This is a genomic window from Peribacillus sp. NPDC046944 (genome assembly GCF_050272735.1).
GTDB lineage: Bacteria > Bacillota > Bacilli > Bacillales > DSM-1321 > Peribacillus.
This window is the reverse complement of record NZ_JBNNML010000002.1, coordinates 380,829-403,297: the sequence shown is the minus strand read 5'-3', so window position 1 is coordinate 403,297 and position 22,469 is coordinate 380,829. Positions and strand designations below refer to the sequence as shown.

Below are 22,469 nucleotides of genomic sequence, written 5' to 3'. Positions count from 1 at the left end.
AGTCAACTTAAAACATGACATAAATAAGAACTAAAGGAGATAATCGTATGCAAAATCAATCCTCTACTCGTATTCTACTAACCGGAGGACAGGGCAAGACCTCCTCCCGCATTGCACAGTTGCTACAAGATCAGGGCTATCTGATTCGGAGAGCCGGACGCAGTTTTCCCAAGCCCGGGGATGAACAAGTCGGTGAACACATACCATTCGACTGGTTCGATGACTCTAACCATGATGACGTCCTGCAGGACGTCCATGCCGTATATTTGGTTGCACCTGCAAGTCTGCATCCTGAAGAAGCCATGATTCCTTTTATCCGCAGAGCACTTGACGCTTCAGTTAGGCGCTTCGTCCTGTTATCCAGTGCCTCGATTCCGGAGGATGGCCCCGTCTTCGGGGGAGTTCACCGTTACCTGCATGACCATGCCCCCGAATGGGCCGTCCTGCGCCCTTCCTATTTCATGCAGAACTTCACGGAGCCCAGCCATGGTCACGGGCACTCCTTACGCCACAGCGGGCACATCTATACTGCTGCAGGAGACGGCAAGGTAGGCTTCGTCGACGCAGATGATATTGCAGCTGTCGGCTTTCATGCCCTGACCGACAAGGAGCCCCATAACCGGGAGCATATCATTACTGGCCCAGAATCCCTCACTTATGATGATGTGGCCGGAGTGATCCGCAGCGTTACCGGCCTGGAAGCCAAGCATATTCGTGTTACACCGGAGCAACTTACAGAGAGGCATAAGGCAGCCGGCTTGCCGGATAACTATGCCGAATACCTAGCCGGAATGGATGTTCGTATTTGTCTCGAAGGAATGGAGAATCAGATAACAGACACGGTATTTCGAGTAGCCGGCCGAGAGCCGCGTTACCTAGAGCAATTCATTTTGCAGCATAAACATGGTTTCCGTCTAATTAACTAAGAGGTACTTTAAGATAAAAGGCTCTCCAGTCATCACCGTTTAAGATGACCATAGGAGAGCCTTTTGATGTCCACATTTATATGAAATCTTTCGCTTGGCTGCCCTGTATAGTCCGAAAGACCGTTAGTACCATATTTGAGATGGCAAACAGCCTCGGCTCATCCATTCCCAACTTGGCTGACGTGATCAGGGCGATTCGCTCATGTACCAGGAACCGGGCCAGATCTCGGATATTCACCTCCGGGCCTATTGCCCCTTCTTTCACCGCGCGTTCCAGCATATTGTAAAAGATTTGCTCCGACAGTTCGGTGTTCGTCTGCAGATAAGCTGCCAGCTCCTCATTGTGAGGCGCCTGCTCAATAGCGCTGCTAATAATGAAGCACTCTAGACGCAGCTCAGGGTCTATAAGGACTTTAACAATTGTAGTAAATACTAGTTCTACCTTGTCAACTACCGTTCCCGGCCCATCGCAAAGTCTCTTCAACTCTTGATTTTTCTGTTCCATATAATGTTGGACAGCTGTAAAAAACAGATCCCATTTCGTTCCATAAGTATCATATATACTTTGGCGGGCAATGCCCAGCCCATTGATTAAATCAGGCAACGAGGTGCCTTCATAGCCACGATTCCCGAAGATATACATGGCTTTATGCAGAATCTCTTTCGAATCAAAGGCCTTCGTTCTTGCCACTGTAAGCGCCCCTTTCCAATTATTCATATAAGTAATTATACTATGCTATGGGCGAACCCGCTTTGACGTATTTCCCCGAAATCCATCCGTTTCTTTAAGAAACCGACCACTTGGGGACTGTTCCACAATATGGTTTATTCGCCCAATTACTCCTGATTCACATATTCCGTATCCGAACCAAAATCTGATACTTGTTGTTGCTAAATAGATAGTCAAAACGCTGAATAGCTTTGGTCAGAACTCCTCACACGGTAGGTCGTCAGGAAAAGTGGATTATGGCGATCTACATGTAACAATTGATTAAAATGAACGTAAATCTTGGGGTCTATAAAGAAAAAAACAAGTATAATAAATCTTAAAGAGAATACGAAAGGGGATTATCAACTCATCTATGAGGTTGAAAAACAAGAGTGTAGGGAAGTGTAAGAAGTAACAGAGTTAGCAGTTATATCCATAGAAAATGGATATAACTGCTAAAATATATAGTAGTATTTCACTCGTGCAGAAAATGGATAAGATAATGTATGAGGAAATATTTTTTATCCAGATGCTTTGGACATTAAAGCTAACTTATTCCTTCAGTTTTACCAAGGCACAACTCCATTGTCATCAAAAAAGCCACCAGTTGGACCATCACTATTTATTGTGGCAAGCTTCACTACAATGGAAGCTGCTTGTTCGACTGAACGATAGCCACTATTACCATTTAAATCGGTAGCTGTAAATCCAGGGCAAACTGAGTTGATTTTAATAGGAGAATTGTTTAATTCTTTAGCAAAGAAAACAGTTAAAGCATTCACAGCCGTTTTGGAGCTATTGTAGGCGAGCGAATTCACATTATAAAATTCCGAAGCTGGGTCTGAATTCAAGGTTAAGGAACCTAATCCGCTGGAAAGATTAACAATTCTTCCAGAAGAAGAATTTCTGAGCAATGGAAGCATTGCTTTAGTAACAGAAAATACGCCGAAAACGTTTGTTTCATATGTGCTCTTTAGAACGGACAGTTCCAGTTCACTTGGAGGTATGTTACCTTCCGAAAACACGCCTGCATTATTAATCAAGATATCAAGCAATCCATATTCTTGTTCAATCCAATCTGCTGCGGAGAGAAGAGAGCTGGGGTTCGTGACATCAAGAAGCACTGTTTTAGCTTTAATTTTCTCCGTTTCCAATAACGTTACGGCCTCATGTCCCTTTTTTTCGTTTCTTGCTCCTATTAAAATCTCATACCCCATGTTTCCCAATTGTCTTGCTGTCTCAAAACCAATACCTTTGTTTCCACCTGTAATTAATACGATCTTGGATTTATTCATAAAATTGCCTCCCTAGTCTATTTTTCTAAAACCTGTACTTACGAGTACATATTTACTTCTTATCTTTGTCCCGGCCTTTTATATGTACATGTAATCATGATATGAACTCCTTTCATTTTTGATATAATTAATATAATGGAAAAAATTGATAATTGTAAGTAGGCACATTTTTGTAACTTAAAGAATGGAGTGGAAATATGGGATATGGATTAAAAAATTATGGCGATTGTAGTGAAGAGGTTATAAGGGCCTGCCCTGTTGAAATAGTTTTACATATGATAGGAGGCAAATGGAAGGGAATCATTATCGACATTCTATCCAAAAAATCGGTCAGATTTAATGAATTTAGACGCTTAATACCGGGGATTTCACAACGAATGCTGACATTACAGCTCAGGGAACTCGAGGCGGATGGAATTGTGAAGAGGGTGGTAGATGACACTGTGCCACCCAAAACAGAATACTTCCTCACTGAACAAGGAAATAAATTGTCGAGCATCATCGATTCTATAAGAGTATGGGGAAAAGAGTTTCTATCCTAAGTCTGCGATTGGGAAGTCTTAGCGTGTCGTGGATGCTCTTTTTCAATCTCCGGTAAATCAGAACTATGAATCGATAATGACAGAACACGTTTTGGACCGACCGGTTTTAAAACATTGAACTGACTATAAAGGTTGCGCAGTCCGTCTATGCTCCTCTGCCTGTGGGCCAACTGATCCATAACTATTGCTGAAGGAATGAACCATGGTTATGATGAAATGGATTGGACGGCTTTAATCCGTTGTCTGGAGCATTCTTCTTAAAATTTTATTCGACCCGATTCTCTTGCTGGGCGTGGAATATCCGCGGCTCGAAATCATAGAGTGGGGGCAAAAAAATCGCCGCATACCGGGCGCGTTCGGGTTGTCGGGCACAATTTGAAGAGCGAGCGTGAGTGGGCAAGTAGGTTAGTTGCAAACGGAGACGCTGCTTCACGTAAAACGTATATTTTTCAGGGTCCTCCCTTATAAGGGTCCATTTTTTCATGTAACGCATCGCTCATTGATCTGGAGAAAAATGGTATAATATTTATTATTTAAAACAATTTGGTATGAACAATTGAAACGGGGGATTACTGTGACAACAATTGAAGATTTTTTGAAGTTGGACATTCGGGTCGGTACTGTAATAACGGCAGAACCGTTTCCGGAAGCTCGAAAACCTGCATTAAAGTTAGAGATTGATTTTGGCGAGATGGGCATCAAACGCTCTTCCGCTCAAATTACGAGAAGGTATGAACCTCAGCAGCTTATCGGCCGTCAAGTTGCTGCAGTAATAAACTTTCCCGTTCGGCGAATCGCTGGTTTTGAATCAGAAGTATTGGTAATCGGAGGTGTGCCGGAAGAAGGCGATGTCGTGCTTTTAAAACCGGATGAAACTGTCAAAAATGGAACGCCGATTGCCTGATCGGATCTGTATCGCATGCCACGATATTTACTTTGCCGTGGCTTCAATGCCATAAGTAATGGAACCGGTGCAAAAAGCACTAAAGGAAGATCATTTGATAAAGAATAATCGTTCCTAAAACAATTAATAAGAAAATCCTGATAATGGTATTTGCTAAGAAAAGTAGTGGAACAAAACCGGCACGCTGGGGCTAGAGCTGATTAACATGAGTTTTTCCGTTTTCTTTTTAAACTAAGAGAAATAGCCAAAATTTTCACAACCCAGCGAATACCTGAATAGCTATTTAACTGATACATACAAAACATACTAACATCAGTAGTACAAACCTAGGCCATGGTTTGTGCTACTTTTTTATAGTAGCAGTGAAGAAAAGCTGACCTGCCTCTGGAACCCTTTGTGAGTCCGTATATTATCGTGCTGTCTCATCAGATTACGCAAGTTCAAAAGCTGGATTCTACGCTTTTTATAGGGTTGTAAATCCTCTTTATAATATAGCTCGCAGAGAAGGTGGGCATCAATTATGTCTGCTTTGACTTTGCGTAAACTGGAACTTTTCGCTTTGTAAGAAATGAGTGGATTCATAATGATTAACAGATATCCTCTTTTCTCGAAATACTGAACGATAGGCAGATGATAATGTCCCATAGATGTAGATTTGTAATAAACTTCCGATGTTTATAAAAAAATTTGATAAAAATCCTTTGTTGATATATAGGATTTTTTTATTACACAAACGGGCCATTTAATGGAGTAACTTTTTAAGGTAAGCAAATATTAAAGCATAGATAACATTGTGGTGGATTGTACTTAAACTACTAAAGGACAGTCAGTTGAAGAAGATTTTAATGATTAAATATAAGACGAAAAGTTGGAGTGTTAGTAATCTCTGATAATACGTCATCCTCTTACATTCTTTAATGACCTCTTCTAACGAAACATCCCATTGGATTTTAAATAAAGATGATAACTTGCTTTACAATTCTTTATCATTCAAATCCAGAATTTCCATATGTCTATAATCTTTTCTTATTACATCCAGTAAGGGCTCACGCCTCTATCAAGTAATATTAGGTTATAAGTGGCAAGAATTTCGTAAATAACACTACGAATCTCTTCATTTATGTTAGAAATATCTATAAAGCTCATAGAAACAACCAATCTGCTGATTTAATTGCATAATATACAGCGTTAGCAATCATTTGTTGAGTACCTTTATTTTCTTAATACAATATGTAAATAAAAAAGGATAATTAGCCCTCAGAATGGACTAACTATCCTATGATTTAATATCTTAATTTAACAATTGGGTGCCTTCCTTGTTTGCTTTAAGAATAGCAGTTATATAGAATCTGATTCAGTAGTATTCAAGAATTGAATGAGTTCCGCGTTGAACTCCTCAGCATGCGTCACATTAAATCCATGCGGACCACCTTTAATCACCACAAGCTGGCTGTTAGGAATGCGCTCATGTGCCTTCTGGCCACTGATTTCGACCGGAACGATTGCATCCGCATCCCCATGAAGAATAAGTGTCGGCAAGTCGAACTTATCTAGATCACCTCGGAAATCTGTTTGACTAAACGCTGAGATACAGTCAAGCGTGCCCTTTGGAGACGCGAATGCTGCAATGCCACGATTGTATAACCGGAATTCTTCGCTCACTAGATCCGTTCTGTCCCCGGAGGCGAAGAAGTTAGTTGTAAACGTATCGAGGAACGAAAGTCGATCCGCCTTAACCCCATCTTGTAAGCCTTTGATCACTGCATCATCAAATCCTCCATCGGGGTTATCTGTAGCCTTGTAAAGGTATGGTGGAACTGCCCCCGCTAACACAGCCTTCGATACACGATCCGTTCCGTAGGTGCCAATGTAACGAGCCACCTCACCGCCACCCATTGAGAATCCAACCAAAGTCACGTCATGAAGATCAAGATGCTCCAGCAGTTTGTGCAGATCAGCCGCAAACGTATTGTACTCATAACCATTCCAGGGCTGAGAAGACTGTCCGAACCCTCGTCGATCATACGTAATAACTCGGTGACCAGCCTCCACAAGTGCAGGAACTTGCTTTTCCCAAGATCTTCCACTGAGTGGCCAACCATGAATCAACACGACCGGCTTTCCAGATCCTACATCCTCGTAGTGAAGCTCAATAGGTGCACCATTTTCAAATCCAACTGTAATATTACTCATTATAAATTCCTCCATTATCAGTATTTTATATTTTACAAAATTATATTTTGCAAAATATAATTTGTGAATTTATCATAGTCTTTTTACAAAATATTGTCAACAATTTAATTTTGCAAAACATTTTTTATTGTCCACGAGTTATGTTAAAATATTAATGAAGAAAATACTGATTATTCGAGGTGCAACCATGGAGACTAACCCGCATAATCTTAACTTAGAGGATCACTTATGTTTCTCGTTGTATGCCTGTTCAAGGGCTATATTACGACTTTATCGCCCTTACCTAGATGAACTTCAACTCACTTACCCTCAATATCTGGTCTTAGTTACGTTGTGGGAGAAGCAACAAAGCACAATTAAAGAGCTAGGTGAAGCGCTTAATCTTGATACCGGTACACTGACTCCTCTACTCAAACGTATGGAAGCTGCCGGTCTCATCGAGCGTCGCCGTGACACAGTGGACGAACGCGTCGTGAACATTCTCATTACTAAAGCAGGCAAAGCTCTACAGGAGAAGGCATCGTGCGTTCCTCAATCCTTATTCGACGCTTCTGGTATGAGTAAAAAGGAACTGGGTGAAATAAACAAGACAATAATGCGTCTGTTACACCTGCTGAATGTAAAAGACGAGAAATAGATGCATACGAAAAATCCACTCTATTACCTAAGAGTGGATTTTTCGTATGCATCGGTTAATAACTATTCGGGGACCCGTTGTGTTGTAAATAGGTTGGTTATTATTGAAATCCTTGTTGAGCTAAAGCCCCATATTGGACACTGAATATGAATATTGGGGGATTTTTAATGAGTAAAAAATTGATGTATTTAATTAGTTTTGTTTTACTGGTTTCATTTGTATCTTTTGGATTTAATGGTTTTAAAGTTTCAGCTGCAACAAACAATGAAGATACTATGTCTGAAATCGAGGATATTATTGAAAATAACAATTTAGAACTAGTTGATCCTAATTTGATTCCTGAAAATCAAAGATTGAATTTTGATACAATAGAAGAATTTGAAAAATTCATTCAGGAAGATCCAAGTACTTTTGAAGATGAAAATGTTATGATTGAGGATGAAACTAACAAAATTTCTTTATTTGCAACTACCGAGACGTTAACAAATAGTTACGTAGAAAAAAGTGGTTTTGGTAAAATTACATCTAATGTTAGGTTTACAAAAAATAAGTCTACTAAAAAAGTATCTGGCGTGAAGATATAGAGTGAGCAAACAGGCGTTCTCATGGGGATTACATATACTCCTAATGATAATGCTTCTTATTATGAAATGAATTCAACTAAAACAGGTGGAAAAGCTTATGCAAAGGGTTCAAAGTTATATGGAGTAAATGTTGTTGGACAACCTGTTGGTTATCAAAAGTCAGTAACATACACTATTAAATATTAGCATTAAGAAAGGGGAATTAGTATGGGTACCACAGAGTCTAGTATTAATTGGTTTGATACGGTATATCAAATTGGTTTTGTAGCTCTTGTAGTTGCAATAGGATTTCTTATATACAAAATCATCAAAATTAAGAGAATGAATAAGCGTACTAAATAATTTTTTTATTAAAACCTCTTCTCCGGTTTTAGTAACGGTTAGTTTTAAGACAAGGGTGTTCGTGGTGACGCGGAGGTCTAAACTGAGTTTCTTTGTTCACTTTCCGAAAAGTCGAGCAAAGAAGCCCTTTTTTTGTTTATCCAGGTTAGTATCCGGATTTTCATTGGCTGCTGCTATTAATTGTTTAGCTTCCTTTGCTGCCCTATTGGATTCATCCAGTTCTTTATCTCGTTCTATACTTCCTCTAATGCTAGATACTTCACCTTTTATTTGTTGGATACCTGGGATAACAAACTCTTTATTAAAAGTTTCTTGGTTATCCAACTGTTCTTTCATTTGTTTATTTTCTTTCCTAAATGCCGCCATTTCTTCACGTATGATTTTTAATTCTTCCGCAATCAATTCCCCGGCTTTCTTTTCTGGTTCTGGCTTAAATGATTCCCCTCCAGTAGCAAAGTACCTATAGGCAGCTAAACAAGGCGGCAGAGTTCGCTGGAGTGGAGCATGTCGGCAATCATACGTTACGGAAAACGTTTGGCTACTGGTTTTACAAAGCAACGAAGGACATTGCCATGTTGCAGCGAATCCTACATCATTCTCACCCTTCTGTCACCCTGCGTTATATCGGCATTACGGAAGAAGAAATGAATAACGTATTGAAAACATTTAGTGTCTTTCACTAATTATTGCTTACTTATTAGAAATTGTTTCAAAATCAACTTGTCCAGCCTTTGACTACATGTCAGTGTTTCCCTATGATTTAGACCTTTTTGAACACCAGTTTCAATAAGGATATTTCTAAGATGTTTTATTTTTAGTTCTAAATCTCTATATAATTTAATTTCGCACAAAGTAAGTGGCTCCTTTATAGTTAAATAGTATCTATTTTAAGAAGTATATTACATTTATGTAATTATATAAACTTGCAAAATAAGGTATTTATTGTGAGTCAGAGTTAGTTCGTGGATAAAATTCAATGCTACTTCAAAAGTAAACAGCTAGTTCACATAAACCTCTATTATCGGTATTATCGAAGAAGAAACGCATAATGTCTTGAGAACCTTTAGTGTCTTTCACTAAGACTCAAATTCATTCATGTTGTTCGTTAACAAAGAAAAAAGGACCACTTTTTGGACCTTTAAGATGTCTCCTTGTTCAACTAACGCACCCGTTAGTTCAACAAGAGTTCAAATATTTTTTTCGTTTGTTTATCATTTATTTCATAATAACCATTCTTATTACTGCTTAGAAGAGTCTTGTTCTTACCAAATTCTTCGAAGACGTCAATAACCTCCGTAGATTTATCTTTGTAGGTTAGTTGAATCTTGTATCTTGGTTCAGTTGCAATTTTGTACTCAGCATTTAGGTGATTTGCTCTATTCAAGATACCTCTAATAGTAGCTATCTTTCCTTTATCAGTTGTAGTTTTTCCATCTTCAAATGCTTCATCATATTTTTGTATTGTTATACTTTCAATTTTCGAAAACCCATTATAAAACATATTAAATCCTATAACGAATATAAAAACTAACATTATCAATATCAATATCTTTTTTTTCATATTACTCCCCCCTCTTTAGAATTAACCTCAACGTTATATTCTATCGTCTTCTACAACTAACCTGCCCCGTTAGTGGAAGAGAGGGCAAAATGACCGTCTAGTTAACATAATTCAACTTATCGGTTTATGTATTCTTGAATTTTAAGGTCATTTATATCGCTGCAATACATTTGCAAGCATGCTTGCAAATGTATTGCACGTAAGGGAAAAGTGTATTACAAATGTATTGCTTGTGTATTGCAAACGTATTGCACATGCGATTTTCGTGCTATCACGGTTTTGTTAGGCTTTGCCTAACCTAGCACCCTCGGTGATAGCAAAAATCCCTTATGCTCTTCAGTTTTTCTTCAAGGTATCCATCGGAGAGATTACTTTTGAAAAATCAAAAAGCCCTTATCTTTTTAGATACACAATATCTGGATCATGAACGGGCCCAATATCTTCATCCTCCATATCTAACTGTTGAACAATAAAAGAGAGAGTCGAGATCCATGCCAGTAAACTTCCCTTTAGTCGATAATTCCTTCATTCTAGATCACAGTTAGCACTTATAGTTGTTCAAATTGAGGAGTTATGCTTAGAGGAATTTCAATACAAATCGTACCAATGGAGCTAAATTTAGAATGACTCCTGCACAATACAGGAGTCATCGTTTAGCTGTTTAAACTATAGGTCTTTTTTTAGACTGTCCATTTTATGGGGCACAGTTCATGGAAACCTGGTTTTTTCATCCGATCAAGCTGTCTTCCTTAATAAGTATAGGAAGTAAGGAGCTCCGATAATAGCGACGATGATTCCAGCTGGAATGGTTTGTTCACTATAAATGATGCGGCCTATTGTATCAGCGAAAACTAAGATGGCTGCACCAATTATGGGAGATAAGAATAAAAAGCTCTGATGCTTGGAACCGACCAACTGTTTGGCGATATGTGGAGCAATCAATCCAATGAAACTAATACTCCCAACGACCGAAACCGCTGAAGCCGCCAATGCTACCGCAATGATCAGCAAAAGGGCCCTATCCCGGTTCAGGGAAACGCCCAACCCTTTCGCCACCGTTTCATTAAGAGCGAGGAGATTCATTGCCTTTTGCTTCCAAAGTAAAAACGGTATCGCCACCAGTAGCCAGGGAAGAAGCGCTAGAATAAAGGGCCAATCGGCTCCCCATATATTCCCTGCAAGCCATTTGGAGATGAATTGGACATCCTCCTGTTTAGCGCTTGAAACCAGGATGATCATTAATCCCGATAACGCCGAGGCAAACCCGACACCCATCAGCACGAGCTTGATCGGTTGGATACCGTTTTTCCTGTCCAACGTGAAGAGGACGATCAGCCCGGCTGTAATGATCCCACCTAAGAAACCTACTGCCGGTAACTGATAGGTATAGGAGTCTAAATTGGCGTCAACGAACAAGTAAAATAAGGTAATTGCAACCCCTGCTCCAGCATTGATACCGATAATACCTGGATCAGCTAAATCATTTTTGGTCAATGTCTGTAAAATGGCACCGGATAATGCCAGCGACATCCCTGCTAAAGTTAGGACCAGGACGCGAGGAAACCGAACGGAAAAGAGAATGAATTCCTCTTTGAATGTCCCATCCCCCAATATCGTCGGAATGATTTGAGAGATACCGACTGAGGAAGGTCCTAAGCTGATGCCGGCAAGGATACTTATGATCAGTAAAAGGGTCGTTAAGCTATACATCCATCGTACATTACTTTTTTTACGCAAAGAAAGTTCGACCTCCTTTCTTTACCAAGACCAGGAAGAATAGGAACCCGATTAATGAGACCAATGCAACAATGGGGATTTCCAATGGAGCAATTACGATTCTACTAATGAAATCTGTTAGAACCATAAAGGTTCCGCCGATTATAATCGACATCGGGATGATCAAACGGTAATCCGCCCCCACGATCTTCCGGACGATATGTGGAATGAATAAGCCCACGAACGACAAATTCCCTATCAGGGCTACTGCCGTTCCTGCTAAAACGATGACCACGAACATCAAAATCACTTTGATCTTCTTCGTCTTCTGTCCAAGCCCTTTCGCCACTTCTTCATTTAAGCTAAGGACGGTCAATGGTTTGCTATAGACAGTTGCCAACACTAAACCAAAGATGATGAAGGGGACAATGATCAAAGCATCCCATGTTGTGCTGATCAACCCTCCAGCCGTCCATGTACTGACATTTTTCGATACATTGAAAAGAATGGCTATACCACTTGAAATGGCCTGTAAAAAGAGAGAAACGGCCGCTCCCGCTAAAACGAGCTTTAGCGGAGATAAACCGTTTCTAGACGTGATACCTATTCCAAATACAAGTAGCATACCAATCATTGCACCTATAAAAGAACTGAACATAAGCATTAAGAAGGTGATTCCGGGAATGAAGGCCAATACCAGGGTAAGAGCTAAAGTAGCACCTGAAGTCAGACCGAGTAGACCCGGATCGGCAAGAGGATTCCTTGTCATCCCTTGCATGATGGCCCCGGCAACTGCCAACGCGGCTCCCACGAAGAATGCCGCGATGACACGAGGAAGACGAATTTCTCTTAGCACATCATAATAGGGTCCACCGCTTCTTCCGATAACAGCTTCATATAAATCTTGAAAACTCGTATTTGCTGCACCATACCCTAACGCCAAGACCACGACCACCATCAAAACAACGAACGATAAAACCATTTTGCTTATAATAGAATAGGAGACTTTCATCGAATCTCCCCTTATTTACCTAGAAAAGATTCTTCGAAGAAGTCTAGTTGTTTATCGAAAGAATGGGCATCGGCGAAATAGAATGCAGAACCTTCCGCATAAAATACCTTTTTATCTTTAACCGCCGGTATTTTGTTGTACCAAGTAGAGTCCATGAATGAAGTATCTTGTCCTTCTTTCACTAAATTAAGAACTAAATAATCCCCAACATAGTCACCTAATACTTCTTCGGAAATTCCAAAAAATCCAGGCTCAAGGGCAACATCTTTAACAGCCTTCGGCATGTTCAATCCCATTTCTTGATACAGGATTTCCGTTCCACGTCCCCAGCTATCGCCAAATAAATAGATTTGCTTATCAGAGTTACCAGCAACCGTTATAGTAGCATCTTCTCCGATTTTATCTTTGATTTTGTCTCCTACTACTTTCGAACGTGCTTGGAAATCTTTAACCCACTTAGTCATTTCCTCTTCTTTATTGACTACTTTACCCACTTCGATACGTTGGTCGATGTAATTCAAAGCACCGTATGTGAAGATTACGGTTGGTGCAATTTCTTGTAATTTTTTAACGTCTTCCACATCATTAGAACCGATGATCAAATCTGGATCAAGTTCAATGATTTTCTCATAATCCGTGCTCGCTACCACTTCAGCATCCGGATATTTTTTAGCGAAATCCGGGTTATCTTTTGACCATGAATCCATACCTACTACGTTGATACCCATTTCCATTAAATCTCCCACGAATAACGATAAAACGACTACGCGTTTTGGATCGGCGGGAACTTTAACCGTACCGTTTTCCGATTTATAGCTGATCGTACCCGATTTTTTTGCATCATCCTTGCCTTGCGTTGTTTCTTTAGTCGATGATTCATCATTTCCACAAGCCGTTAAAATAACCATTAATGCTGCAACTAAGAATAAAAGCCATTTTTTCATGTTCATTCTCCTTTTATTAGATCGTATGTGATGCAAACTGGTTTACCTGTACGGGGGTCTTTACTGATTTCCGCGTCAATTTTAAACACTTTCTTCAGTACATCTGGACTCATCACTTCTTCTGGTGTGCCCGCTTTTATTAAATTCCCACTCTCAAGAGCGATCATGAAATGTGAAAACCGGGCTGCATGATTCAAATCATGTAGAACCATCACAATGGTCCGATTTTCCTTTTCATTCAAGTTCTGCAAAAGTTCCAATACTTCAAGTTGATGGGCCATGTCCAGATAGGTTGTAGGCTCATCCAAAAAAATGATGTCCGTGTTTTGCGCAAGTGCCAAGGCAATCCACACCCGCTGTTTTTGACCTCCGGAAAGTTCATCTACAGAGTTGTGTCTAAATTCATATGTATTAGTAGACTTCATGGCCCAATCAATGATTTCTTTGTCTTCTTTTTTTAGGCCACCGAACCCTGATTGATATGGAAAACGACCATATGAAACCAGTTCCTCGACTAAAAGTCCTACTGCACTATCCTGTGTTTGTGGCAAGATCGACAGTTCCCTCGCCAATTCTTTCGTATTCTTTTTTTGTATTTCTGCTCCATCAAGAAAGACCTGTCCATTTTGATAGGGAATGATTCTTGTTAAAGCTTTTAATAACGTTGATTTTCCACACCCATTAGATCCTATGATTGTAGTAATTTGGCCATCGGGAATTTCAATCGTCAAGCCGTTAACGATCACTTTTTTATCGTATCCAACTTCAACGTTACTAACGTTCATTCGCATGTAATCATTACCTCCCCTTTCACGCTGAAATTGATAATCGTTATCAACTACTTAACAATAAGATTATTCAGTATAATCGAATCTTTGTCAAGCGTTTTTAGGAGAAATGAACTAAGGTACTACCCTCGTTTTTTTCCCTCCATATAACAACTGCAAATAACAGCCGCCCAAATTTGGACAGCTGCATTGCCTTACCCTCTATTTACAAACTCTTCGTATCTTTCATCGTTCGCAAGCCAGGCTACATATTTACGTTTCGTGTATTTTTCTGCTTCCTCGAACGTATCAAACGATTTCTTTATCAGTTTTCCATTCACTTCAATGATCCACTCTTCTTCTTCATCATTTTCATAAATGAAGATATCCTGTTTATCTCTCGTTGAATATAGGCAACCTTCTGGTGAATTCTTCACATTCAATTGGTTCTTATGAGCGTCGCGCTTAATCGGTTCAGAGAAGAAGGTCTTCTCGACGAATTGGCTGTATGCTTTTTCGGACATCGTACAACCTGCGGCTTTTTGATGGCCGCCCCCATCATATTTCCCTGCAACCTCAGCTACATCTATCTCATCATGGATGGTGCGGAAACTGATTCTTTTGCTTCCGACCATAAGGATCGCAATATAATCCAGATGGGAAAATTCTTTTGATAGCTCATTACCCAATTCCGAATGGTAAGACTCGGCATGGACCACCCCAACTGTATGAGGACCGACCGTAGCCTGATACACTTCTCTTTTTTTCCTATTTATGTACCGATCCACACGACTCTCTTCCACTCCCAAAAGAGTCTGTTCCACTTCATCAAACGCGAAGCTTTCAGCTGATGAGAGCTTATGTGCAATCTTCGTTTCGAATTCTTCAATCGGAATCATGAAGAATAAGTCATTCAACCGCTTGGCCGTTACATTATTATTGGCCTGCCATTCCCATGTATCATATTGTCGAACCAATTCAACGAATTCAGAGAAAATCCGTGAAGGCTCCAGCCACTTTTGATCCACCGCATATTGATAGAATAAAGAAGTGGCTGCCGTTTGTTTGCCGTCTTCCTGTTCAACCGTAACAGATGCCCAGTCATGTTCATTCAAATGCAGCGCCGACTTATGATGGTCGATTAAAAGTGCATGTCCTCCATCCTCAACGAATTGCGTAATCATTTTTTCATTATCTTCATTTACCGAAAGATCGGTAACAATCAATGTATCCTCGATATTCGCCTGCTCAAGAAATGCTTCGACATTCTGATTAAGGCGGCCGATTGAATTATAGCTAACTACCACGTCTTCCCCAAATGCAAGCTTCGCGACGATTCCGCAGCCGACCCCGTCTAAATCATTATGTGTAAAAAGATAGTACACATAAACCCCTCCTAAAAACTAATATATTTACTTTTCCCTAAGAAATGATTTTCAATTGCAATCTTTACAATTGTAGCATAATCACATCCGACTATTTTAACACGGTTCCACCCAAAACCGCTTTGAACGTAAAAAAAAACCGGACACCTTCAATTTTTTTCTTTATTTTGTAATATTTACATCGTAATATAGATGAGTTACTAAATAGAAATCGAGGTATGACAATGTATCAGTTCAGATCAGATCGTGCATCAAGAGAAATAATAAATAACTCAAGACACTCGGCCATCATCATCTACACGCTATTCACGATTGCTGCCGGCCTCCTATTATCATTCACAGTCGGCATACCGACTCTAAACATTGGAATCATTGCCCTTTTTAGCATCATCCCCGTCGTTGTGGCCTCCATTTTGATCAAGCTAAAAAAATGGACACTCGGGGTTCCCTATCTTATCGGCATCACGATCAACCTTTTATTCGCTTCGATCATCATCCAGTCCAGTAGCCCTTTGTCATTGGTCCTGTTATATCTAGGGCTTCTTTTTGCGTCCATTTATTACGATTATTATCATGTCATCTTGTCGATCGTCCTATATTCAGGGTTCCTGATTTACCTGATTTTATGGTCAGAACCTTTTTCCTTGGTTTTATCTGAAAAGGGCGTCACTGTACTTGGTATCGTTCTTTTATTTATTTTAACTGCCATTTTATCCGTCTTTTTCAGTTTAATCGGTAGTGCTTCGATTAATGTCGCCTTGGTCGAGCTTGCAAAGAGCCGACAAACGGAAATCAAGACAAAGGATATGCTTGACGAAATCACCAAATCCGTTCATGGATTGACCGACTTTTACAATGAGCTGCAAGCCAATGTCCAAGTCACTGGAAATATCTCCAAGGAAATCACGAATGCCTTTATAGAAGTCACAAGGAATATTGAATCCCAGGCATTAAGCGCCAATGAGGTGAAAGATTCCATCGATTCATTCGATGGAGAGGTTCAACAGGCCACCCTTGCATCCGATAAAATGAAAGTCCATACGGTAGAAAATGAATCAAGCACCAAAGATGGACGTCAGGCGATGATCATCCTTGCCCAAGATATTATATCCGTGGGGGAAAAGGCTAAACAGACCGCCTTCTTAATGGAAGAATTGAATCAACAAAATAAGCAGATCCAAACGATTCTGGCAACAATCGAAGACATTTCGGACCAAACGAACTTAATTTCCTTGAATGCCTCCATTGAGGCGGCACGAGCGGGGGAACATGGGAAGAGCTTTGCCGTGGTTGCGGATGAGATCAGGAAGCTTGCTGTAAACAGCCGACAGGCGACCAATCAAATCCAGCAAATCTTACATCATATCTCCATCAAGTCTAATGAGGTGACAGATGGCGTGAATCAGAGCTTGGATGTTGCAGGCATGATAAAGGAAAAGTCCGAAGATGTCGAACACGTTTTCAAAGAGATGGAAGGAAACACGCTCCAAGTCATGGAACAATCGATCAAGCTTCAAACCATGCTTCAAGCTTTGACGCAAAACTCGAGTACGGCAACGAATGAAGTGACCAATATTGCCAGCATCGTACAGGAAAATGCCGCTTCCCTTGAGGAAGTCGCCGCGAGCGTGGTGGATCAGAATACCCTCATTACCCAAATGGAAAGTAACTTCTCCAGTTTTGAAGACCTTTTAAGAAGCCTGGAAAAGCTGACAGTCAGCGAGAAGTAATTTGTTCAAGAAGAAAGCCGCGGATGGTTGCCCTTCCGCGGCTTTCTATCTAATTTATTGTTCAATCAGTTTTCCAAGGTTCGCCATTTCTATGGCACTGACCGCTGCTTCATATCCTTTATTTCCCGATTTCGTGCCGGCCCGTTCAATGGCCTGCTCGATATTTTCCGTCGTCAATAATCCGAAGATGACCGGAACTCCGGTATCCAAAGCAACGGAGGCCATTCCTTTCGCTGCTTCATTGCAGACATAATCATAATGCGAAGTAGAACCTCTGATGACCGTCCCTAATCCAATCACTGCGTCGTATTTCCCCGTGTTCACAAGTTTCTTGGCAATGAGCGGCAATTCAAATGCTCCTGGCACCCAAGCGATGTCCACGTCATCCTCGTCAACACCGTGGCGTTTCAGACCATCCAATGCTCCGCCCAATAGCTTGCTTGTAATGAACTCATTGAACCTTCCAACCACGATTCCCACTTTCAGTCCCGATCCGATTAATTGTGCTTCGATAATTTTCCCCATGTCTATTTCCTCCTCATTTTAAAAACATCATGCATTTTGAATGTATACCTGTTCTTGCGATGATTCCTTTTGCTTACGGTATTGTACCAAGTCCGCAATCGTAATGAATTTCAGGTTGAATTTATCCGCAATTAGTTCCAAGTCGGATACACGTGCCATGCTTCCATCTTCATTCATGATTTCACAAATGACACCTGCTGGAGCAGCCCCACATAACTTGGCCAAGTCGACGGATGCTTCCGTATGTCCTGTGCGGCTTAACACGCCCCCTGCCTTGGCTATCAACGGAAAAGTGTGCCCCGGGCGTTGAAAGTCCTCGGCAACCGAATCTTCCTTCAAGAGCTCGAGAATGGTCAGGGACCGTTCGAACGCACTGATACCTGTAGACGTGCTTTTATGATCGATACTTACGGTGAAGGCCGTCCCATGATGATCGGTGTTATCATTGACCATCGGATGCAAGTTCAGCTTTTTCGCCAACTGTTCGGTAATCGTCGTACAAATCAACCCACGGCCATGCGTGGCCATAAAGTTGATGGCTTCGGGTGTCGCCTTTTCTGCAAGCACCACGAAATCCCCTTCATTTTCGCGGTCTTCATCATCGGAAATGATGATTACTTTCCCAGCTTTCAAATCTTCAATCGCTTCTTCAATGGTATGGAACATCCTGTACACCTCCATTTATTAGAATCCATGCTTAGACAAGAATGCTAAATCCAGTCCTGGTTTTGATTCGCTGTTTTTCATTTGATGTATGATATATTTCCCTAACATGTCGTTTTCAATGTTTACGATATCGCCTGCCGCCTTCCTGCCCAAAATGGTATCCTGATGGGTCAAGGGAATGAGTGATACAGTCAGCAAATTTCCCTCGATGCCGAATATCGTCAAGCTTGTCCCATCGATGGCAACAGATCCTTTTGGCATACAGTATGTACTGAGCCCTTCTTCCAGTTGGATCACATAATAGACGGCATTTTCTTTTCGTTCTTTTTTCATGATGGTGCCCGTTCCATCGATATGACCTGAAACGAAATGGCCGCCGAAACGTCCATTAGCACTCATCGCACGTTCAAGATTCACTTCTGAACCTGGTTTCAATGTCCGGATCGATGAAGCTTTCACCGTTTCCGGCATCACATCGACCGTAAATAAAGTCTGTGTGAAGGAAGTCACCGTCAAACAGACCCCGTTAACGGAAATGCTGTCTCCAAGATGGACATCTTCCAGTACTTTCTTAGAGGAAATGGCCAGTTCCATGCTGCTTCTTCCCTTTTTCATGGAATGAACCGTGCCGATCTCCTCAATGATTCCGGTAAACATAGTTTCTCCCCCTTTTATACACATATAAAAAACCCCTTAGGATGGCCTAAGGAGTTAGCAGGAGAAATGAGTGAAAAAAATGGTATACCTAATAAACCCATCATTTCATATTCTGAAAAAATAGGCGTACGTATACACTTGGATTTCACACGTCCTTCTCCCATCCAGACTGTACTGTCGGCTTTGGATTCTCACCAAATCCTGCCTTTATCAGGCTCGCGGGCTTAGAATTGCTTCATCACCGCCGGTTGGGATTTTCACCCGACCCCGAAGGACTAACTATTTTTTGAATCTTCCATTATTTTAACACTCTAAAGTACGGATGTAAAACATCTATCCTAAAATGAATCGATAGTTGCAAGCAAATCCTATAAGAAAAGGGAGGAATCCATCCTATGTAAGCGACTATAGCCGTGGTGCTTACATATCAATAGATCCCTGCCATCATACGAATCTCGTATACACGATCCAAGAGAGATGCTAGAATTTTATTCCATTATTTTCTTATTAAATGTACTGAATTATGCTATAATAATTGGAAAATCAAGAATAAATGGGGAATTCAAATGGGAAAGACAAACCTTTTAATGGTTCAGCACAATCATATCGAAAGTGAGCGTATCATCTTACGTCCGGTTTCGCTTGATGATGCTGAGGATATGTATGAATATACATCTGATGAAGAAACGACACGTTACCTTTACGACAAACATAAAGATTTGGACCAGACTAAGAACTTCATAGCGAACTATTTTTTGGAAGAGCCTATCGGCAAATATGCACTCGTGTTAAAGGAAGACAACAAAATGATTGGGGCTATCGAATTCAGAGTGCATGAATCGAACAAATGTGGAGAACTGGGTTATACTTTAAACCGGAATTTCTGGGGTAAAGGCTATATGACCGAAGCGGGAAAATCAATACTGGAATTAGCCTTCAATGTTTTGGATTTGGAGCGAGTATTTGCTGAATGTGATGTGATAAATGCCGCATCCGGGAAAGTATTGGATCGCTTAGGCATGAAGTGTGAAGGGATTCACCGTAAAAGCCACATGACGAAGGGTACATTATTAGACAGCGCCTATTATTCCATATTAAAAGAAGAATATGTAACCCCCAAAAAAAGGATGAAACGGTTGTTAACGCTAAATCCTAATTTCACTAATTAATTAAACACCTTTAAAGGACCTTGCTGCAATAACAGTAGCAAGGTCCTTATTTTTTAGACGTGTTGTACCTTTATCCCTTTACAGATCTTGAATACCTTCTTTTATCCACCAAGTAAGAATCCTTCCTTCCGATGTGCTAAAAAAGGTTATCTCTCCAATTTAAAAGGAATAAGATAATATGTCCCAATTTCATTCAAAGGAGGAAGACACATGCTAATTGTTCTTATCAACCTTGTTGCCTATCTGTTCGTCATCACGATGAACTTCCTGGCTAATTACCTTCCCTTCAATGGCCAAACCTCAGGGGAAGTTTCCGGGAAACTGGACGTTCTTTTTACCCCAGCCGGCTATGTATTCTCGATATGGGGATTGATTTATTTTCTTCTTGCCATCTGGGTAGCCAGACAGTTTATGGGGAAACACAAAACAAGTCCCGCATATATGGTCTCTTTCCCATGGTTCGCCTTAAGCTGTATATTTAACGGAGCCTGGCTATTAGCTTGGCATTACGAATATTTCCTGTTATCCGTCATCATCATCATTACACTTTTATTGACCTTGATTGTCATTTACACAAACATTATAAAAGTGAGGCATGCCTTTCTCGACTTGATGCCCTTTTCCGTCTATCTAGGATGGGTGAGCGTCGCGACCATTGCTAACATTTCCTACTATCTGACCTATATCGGCTGGAATGGTTTCGGGATTTCCGATGTAGCATGGACGATCGCCCTCTTACTCGTAGCCACGGCTCTGGCATTCATCTTTGCCATCAAAAACAAGGACTGGTGCTACCCACTCGTCTTCGTCTGGGCCATCATCGGAATCGGCGTAAGGAACAGCACGCCCCATCCGACAATCACCACCACATCCTATATCCTGGCCGCCCTCATCCTCATCCTATCCATAACCGTCCTGATCAGGAACCTCAGGAAATAATTCAGGAAATAAAAGGGGTCAGACCCCTAAAACGCCTGTTCAAGGTCAGACCAGATGTCATGCCAGGATTCTAGGCCGACGGAGAGCCGTATGAGTTGGTCGGTGATGCCCATCTGCGTTCTTGATTCTTTTGGGATGGACGAGTGTGTCATCGTAGCGGGATGCTGGATCAAGGATTCAGCGTCTCCTAGGCTGACCGCGATTTTTATAAGCTTCAAGTTATTGAGGAATCGTTGGGCATCCTGTTTTGTCCCCTCCAGTTCAAAGGAAATCATGCCTCCACCGGATTTCATCTGTTTTTCCATGATCCGATAATCCCCTGATTCTGCGTCGCCTGGATAATAGACGGCCTTAACCCGTTGATGCTGTTTCAGCATGCGAAAGATCTCCGTTGCATTAGAAGCGTGACGATCCATCCTGACTGGCAACGTCTTCAATCCCCGCAACAGCAACCATGCATCAAATGGCGAAATAATCCCTCCGATATCCTTCTGTGTTGTCATGGCCACCTGATTGATAAACTCCTTCTTTCCGACAATCAGACCCGCCACAACGTCCCCATGTCCACAAAGATACTTCGTAGCACTATGAAGGACGACATCACATCCAAATTCCAGTGGCTTCTGTAAATATGGAGTGGAAAACGTATTATCGACCACAACAGGCACATTATTCTCCTTGGCGACTTTCATGACCAATCCTAAATCGATCATTTTCATCGTCGGATTAATCGGCGTCTCTACATAGATGCAGGTCGTATTCGGACGGATCATGCTCCTTAGCTGGTCCTCCGTTTCCATATCGCAAAAATCGTGGGTGATCCGGTATTTTTCCTCCATCAGTTGAAGAAGGCCGAAAGTACATCCATACAACCCTTTTGAACAAACGATATGGTCATCGGCTTTGGTCAAAGCAAAAAGGACCGCAGACACGGCAGCCATCCCTGAACTGAACGCAAGTCCCGCTTCCCCGCCTTCCAAGGCCGCAATCTTCTCTTCCAGCACCCGAACCGTCGGATTTCCCAGCCTCGAGTAAATATATCCATCTTCTAAACCAGCAAACCGGTTTTCCCCTTGTTCGGCCGTATCGAACGTAAATGTCGAGGTTTGAAACAAAGGTGTGGTCAAGCTTCCTAAATGCTCCTTCGAATCATATCCTTCATGAATCACAGCTGTTTCAATACGCTTATATTTCTCTCCCATTCTAACTCCCCCTATCCAAATAGCTATATCTATCATATGTTAAAAAAACATATTTTGGAAGCGT

Annotated in this window: 22 protein-coding genes, 3 pseudogenes and 1 riboswitch; of the genes and pseudogenes, 9 read left to right on the top strand and 16 right to left on the bottom strand. The window is 41.1% G+C overall.

The features are described from left to right. Positions 1-47 precede the first annotated feature (47 nt). Positions 48-926 (top strand): ergot alkaloid biosynthesis protein, encoded by an 879-nt coding sequence (locus ACQKIC_RS04920; RefSeq protein ID WP_427591601.1) that lies wholly within the window; start codon positions 48-50, stop codon positions 924-926. 76 nt (positions 927-1,002) lie between these two features. Here ACQKIC_RS04920 and ACQKIC_RS04915 read toward each other — a convergent pair whose 3' ends face one another. Beyond that, positions 1,003-1,617, bottom strand: coding sequence for a TetR/AcrR family transcriptional regulator (locus ACQKIC_RS04915; protein ID WP_427591602.1), 615 nt, complete (start codon positions 1,615-1,617; stop codon positions 1,003-1,005). Positions 1,618-2,201: 584 nt separating this feature from the next. Then, entirely contained in the window at positions 2,202-2,930 is a 729-nt protein-coding gene (locus ACQKIC_RS04910) for an SDR family oxidoreductase (protein WP_402871841.1), read from the bottom strand. Positions 2,931-3,127: 197 nt separating this feature from the next. On the opposite strand from ACQKIC_RS04910, the gene ACQKIC_RS04905 reads away from it, so the two are divergent. Continuing rightward, complete coding sequence (locus ACQKIC_RS04905) at positions 3,128-3,472, top strand: winged helix-turn-helix transcriptional regulator (protein ID WP_402871844.1); 345 nt, start codon at positions 3,128-3,130, stop codon at positions 3,470-3,472. A 574-nt stretch (positions 3,473-4,046) separates the two neighbouring features. Next, positions 4,047-4,376: a chaperone CsaA gene (csaA, locus tag ACQKIC_RS04900; protein ID WP_402871847.1), complete on the top strand. Its 330-nt coding sequence runs from the start codon at positions 4,047-4,049 to the stop codon at positions 4,374-4,376. A 357-nt stretch (positions 4,377-4,733) separates the two neighbouring features. Here the strand turns inward: csaA and ACQKIC_RS04895 are convergent. Further along, positions 4,734-5,018, bottom strand: a pseudogene (locus tag ACQKIC_RS04895) (IS110 family transposase); the annotation flags it as partial. 696 nt (positions 5,019-5,714) lie between these two features. Further along, positions 5,715-6,569 carry an alpha/beta fold hydrolase gene (locus tag ACQKIC_RS04890; RefSeq protein ID WP_427591603.1) on the bottom strand — a complete coding sequence of 285 codons (855 nt, stop codon included), beginning with the start codon at positions 6,567-6,569 and terminating at the stop codon, positions 5,715-5,717. A 187-nt stretch (positions 6,570-6,756) separates the two neighbouring features. Between ACQKIC_RS04890 and ACQKIC_RS04885 the strand changes: the two genes are divergently transcribed. Both ACQKIC_RS04885 and ACQKIC_RS04880 read left to right on the top strand, forming a co-directional pair. Next, positions 6,757-7,206 (top strand): MarR family winged helix-turn-helix transcriptional regulator, encoded by a 450-nt coding sequence (locus ACQKIC_RS04885; protein ID WP_402958890.1) that lies wholly within the window; start codon positions 6,757-6,759, stop codon positions 7,204-7,206. Positions 7,207-7,373: 167 nt separating this feature from the next. Further along, the gene (locus tag ACQKIC_RS04880) at positions 7,374-7,790 is read left to right on the top strand and encodes a hypothetical protein (RefSeq protein ID WP_427591604.1); all 417 of its coding nucleotides are present in this window, start codon (positions 7,374-7,376) and stop codon (positions 7,788-7,790) included. Positions 7,791-8,228: 438 nt separating this feature from the next. Here the strand turns inward: ACQKIC_RS04880 and ACQKIC_RS04875 are convergent, their stop codons facing one another. Beyond that, complete coding sequence (locus ACQKIC_RS04875; RefSeq protein WP_427668540.1) at positions 8,229-8,690, bottom strand: hypothetical protein; 462 nt, start codon at positions 8,688-8,690, stop codon at positions 8,229-8,231. Between ACQKIC_RS04875 and ACQKIC_RS04870 the strand changes: the two are divergent. Then, positions 8,594-8,815 (top strand): annotated as a pseudogene (locus ACQKIC_RS04870) (tyrosine-type recombinase/integrase); the annotation flags it as partial. The gene ACQKIC_RS04875 and the pseudogene ACQKIC_RS04870 sit on opposite strands and share 97 nt — an antisense overlap. Here ACQKIC_RS04870 and ACQKIC_RS04865 read toward each other — a convergent pair. From ACQKIC_RS04865 to ACQKIC_RS04835, 7 genes are all read right to left on the bottom strand, one after another. After that, complete coding sequence (locus ACQKIC_RS04865) at positions 8,816-8,983, bottom strand: aspartyl-phosphate phosphatase Spo0E family protein (protein ID WP_403079936.1); 168 nt, start codon at positions 8,981-8,983, stop codon at positions 8,816-8,818. It lies immediately after the preceding pseudogene. 320 nt (positions 8,984-9,303) lie between these two features. Then, a complete protein-coding gene (locus tag ACQKIC_RS04860) occupies positions 9,304-9,693 on the bottom strand; it encodes a hypothetical protein (protein WP_402871853.1) in 390 nt (129 codons plus the stop codon). 735 nt (positions 9,694-10,428) lie between these two features. Then, positions 10,429-11,403: a FecCD family ABC transporter permease gene (locus tag ACQKIC_RS04855; RefSeq protein ID WP_402872311.1), complete on the bottom strand. Its 975-nt coding sequence runs from the start codon at positions 11,401-11,403 to the stop codon at positions 10,429-10,431. A gap of 19 nt (positions 11,404-11,422) precedes the next feature. After that, the gene (locus ACQKIC_RS04850; RefSeq protein WP_427668538.1) at positions 11,423-12,391 is read right to left on the bottom strand and encodes a FecCD family ABC transporter permease; all 969 of its coding nucleotides are present in this window, start codon (positions 12,389-12,391) and stop codon (positions 11,423-11,425) included. A gap of 41 nt (positions 12,392-12,432) precedes the next feature. Continuing rightward, a complete protein-coding gene (locus ACQKIC_RS04845; RefSeq protein ID WP_402958456.1) occupies positions 12,433-13,365 on the bottom strand; it encodes an ABC transporter substrate-binding protein in 933 nt (310 codons plus the stop codon). A 2-nt stretch (positions 13,366-13,367) separates the two neighbouring features. After that, positions 13,368-14,156: an ABC transporter ATP-binding protein gene (locus ACQKIC_RS04840; RefSeq protein WP_402871873.1), complete on the bottom strand. Its 789-nt coding sequence runs from the start codon at positions 14,154-14,156 to the stop codon at positions 13,368-13,370. 191 nt (positions 14,157-14,347) lie between these two features. Beyond that, on the bottom strand, positions 14,348-15,517 hold the full coding sequence (locus tag ACQKIC_RS04835) for a DHH family phosphoesterase (protein WP_402871875.1): 1,170 nt from the start codon (positions 15,515-15,517) through the stop codon (positions 14,348-14,350). Between the two features lie 224 nt (positions 15,518-15,741). Here ACQKIC_RS04835 and ACQKIC_RS04830 point away from each other — a divergent pair, with 224 nt between their 5' ends. Then, on the top strand, positions 15,742-17,247 hold the full coding sequence (locus ACQKIC_RS04830) for a methyl-accepting chemotaxis protein (protein ID WP_403124513.1): 1,506 nt from the start codon (positions 15,742-15,744) through the stop codon (positions 17,245-17,247). Between the two features lie 54 nt (positions 17,248-17,301). Here the strand turns inward: ACQKIC_RS04830 and ribH are convergent, their stop codons facing one another. The 3 genes and pseudogenes from ribH to ribE all read right to left on the bottom strand — a co-directional run bounded on the left by ribH (position 17,302) and on the right by ribE (position 19,095). Beyond that, positions 17,302-17,772 (bottom strand): 6,7-dimethyl-8-ribityllumazine synthase, encoded by a 471-nt coding sequence (gene ribH, locus ACQKIC_RS04825; RefSeq protein WP_402871881.1) that lies wholly within the window; start codon positions 17,770-17,772, stop codon positions 17,302-17,304. Between the two features lie 63 nt (positions 17,773-17,835). After that, positions 17,836-18,438, bottom strand: a pseudogene (ribB, locus tag ACQKIC_RS04820) (3,4-dihydroxy-2-butanone-4-phosphate synthase); the annotation flags it as partial. Between the two features lie 18 nt (positions 18,439-18,456). Then, positions 18,457-19,095 (bottom strand): riboflavin synthase, encoded by a 639-nt coding sequence (gene ribE / locus ACQKIC_RS04815; protein WP_402989155.1) that lies wholly within the window; start codon positions 19,093-19,095, stop codon positions 18,457-18,459. Between the two features lie 148 nt (positions 19,096-19,243). Continuing rightward, positions 19,244-19,374: riboswitch (FMN riboswitch) on the bottom strand. A 287-nt stretch (positions 19,375-19,661) separates the two neighbouring features. Between ribE and ACQKIC_RS04810 the strand changes: the two genes are divergently transcribed. Both ACQKIC_RS04810 and ACQKIC_RS04805 read left to right on the top strand, forming a co-directional pair. Beyond that, positions 19,662-20,264 carry a GNAT family N-acetyltransferase gene (locus tag ACQKIC_RS04810; protein ID WP_427591608.1) on the top strand — a complete coding sequence of 201 codons (603 nt, stop codon included), beginning with the start codon at positions 19,662-19,664 and terminating at the stop codon, positions 20,262-20,264. 210 nt (positions 20,265-20,474) lie between these two features. Then, complete coding sequence (locus ACQKIC_RS04805; RefSeq protein WP_427591609.1) at positions 20,475-21,203, top strand: tryptophan-rich sensory protein; 729 nt, start codon at positions 20,475-20,477, stop codon at positions 21,201-21,203. A gap of 26 nt (positions 21,204-21,229) precedes the next feature. On the opposite strand, the gene megL is transcribed toward ACQKIC_RS04805, so the two are convergent. After that, positions 21,230-22,405 (bottom strand): methionine gamma-lyase, encoded by a 1,176-nt coding sequence (megL, locus tag ACQKIC_RS04800; protein ID WP_427591610.1) that lies wholly within the window; start codon positions 22,403-22,405, stop codon positions 21,230-21,232. Between the last annotated feature and the right edge of the window lie 64 nt (positions 22,406-22,469).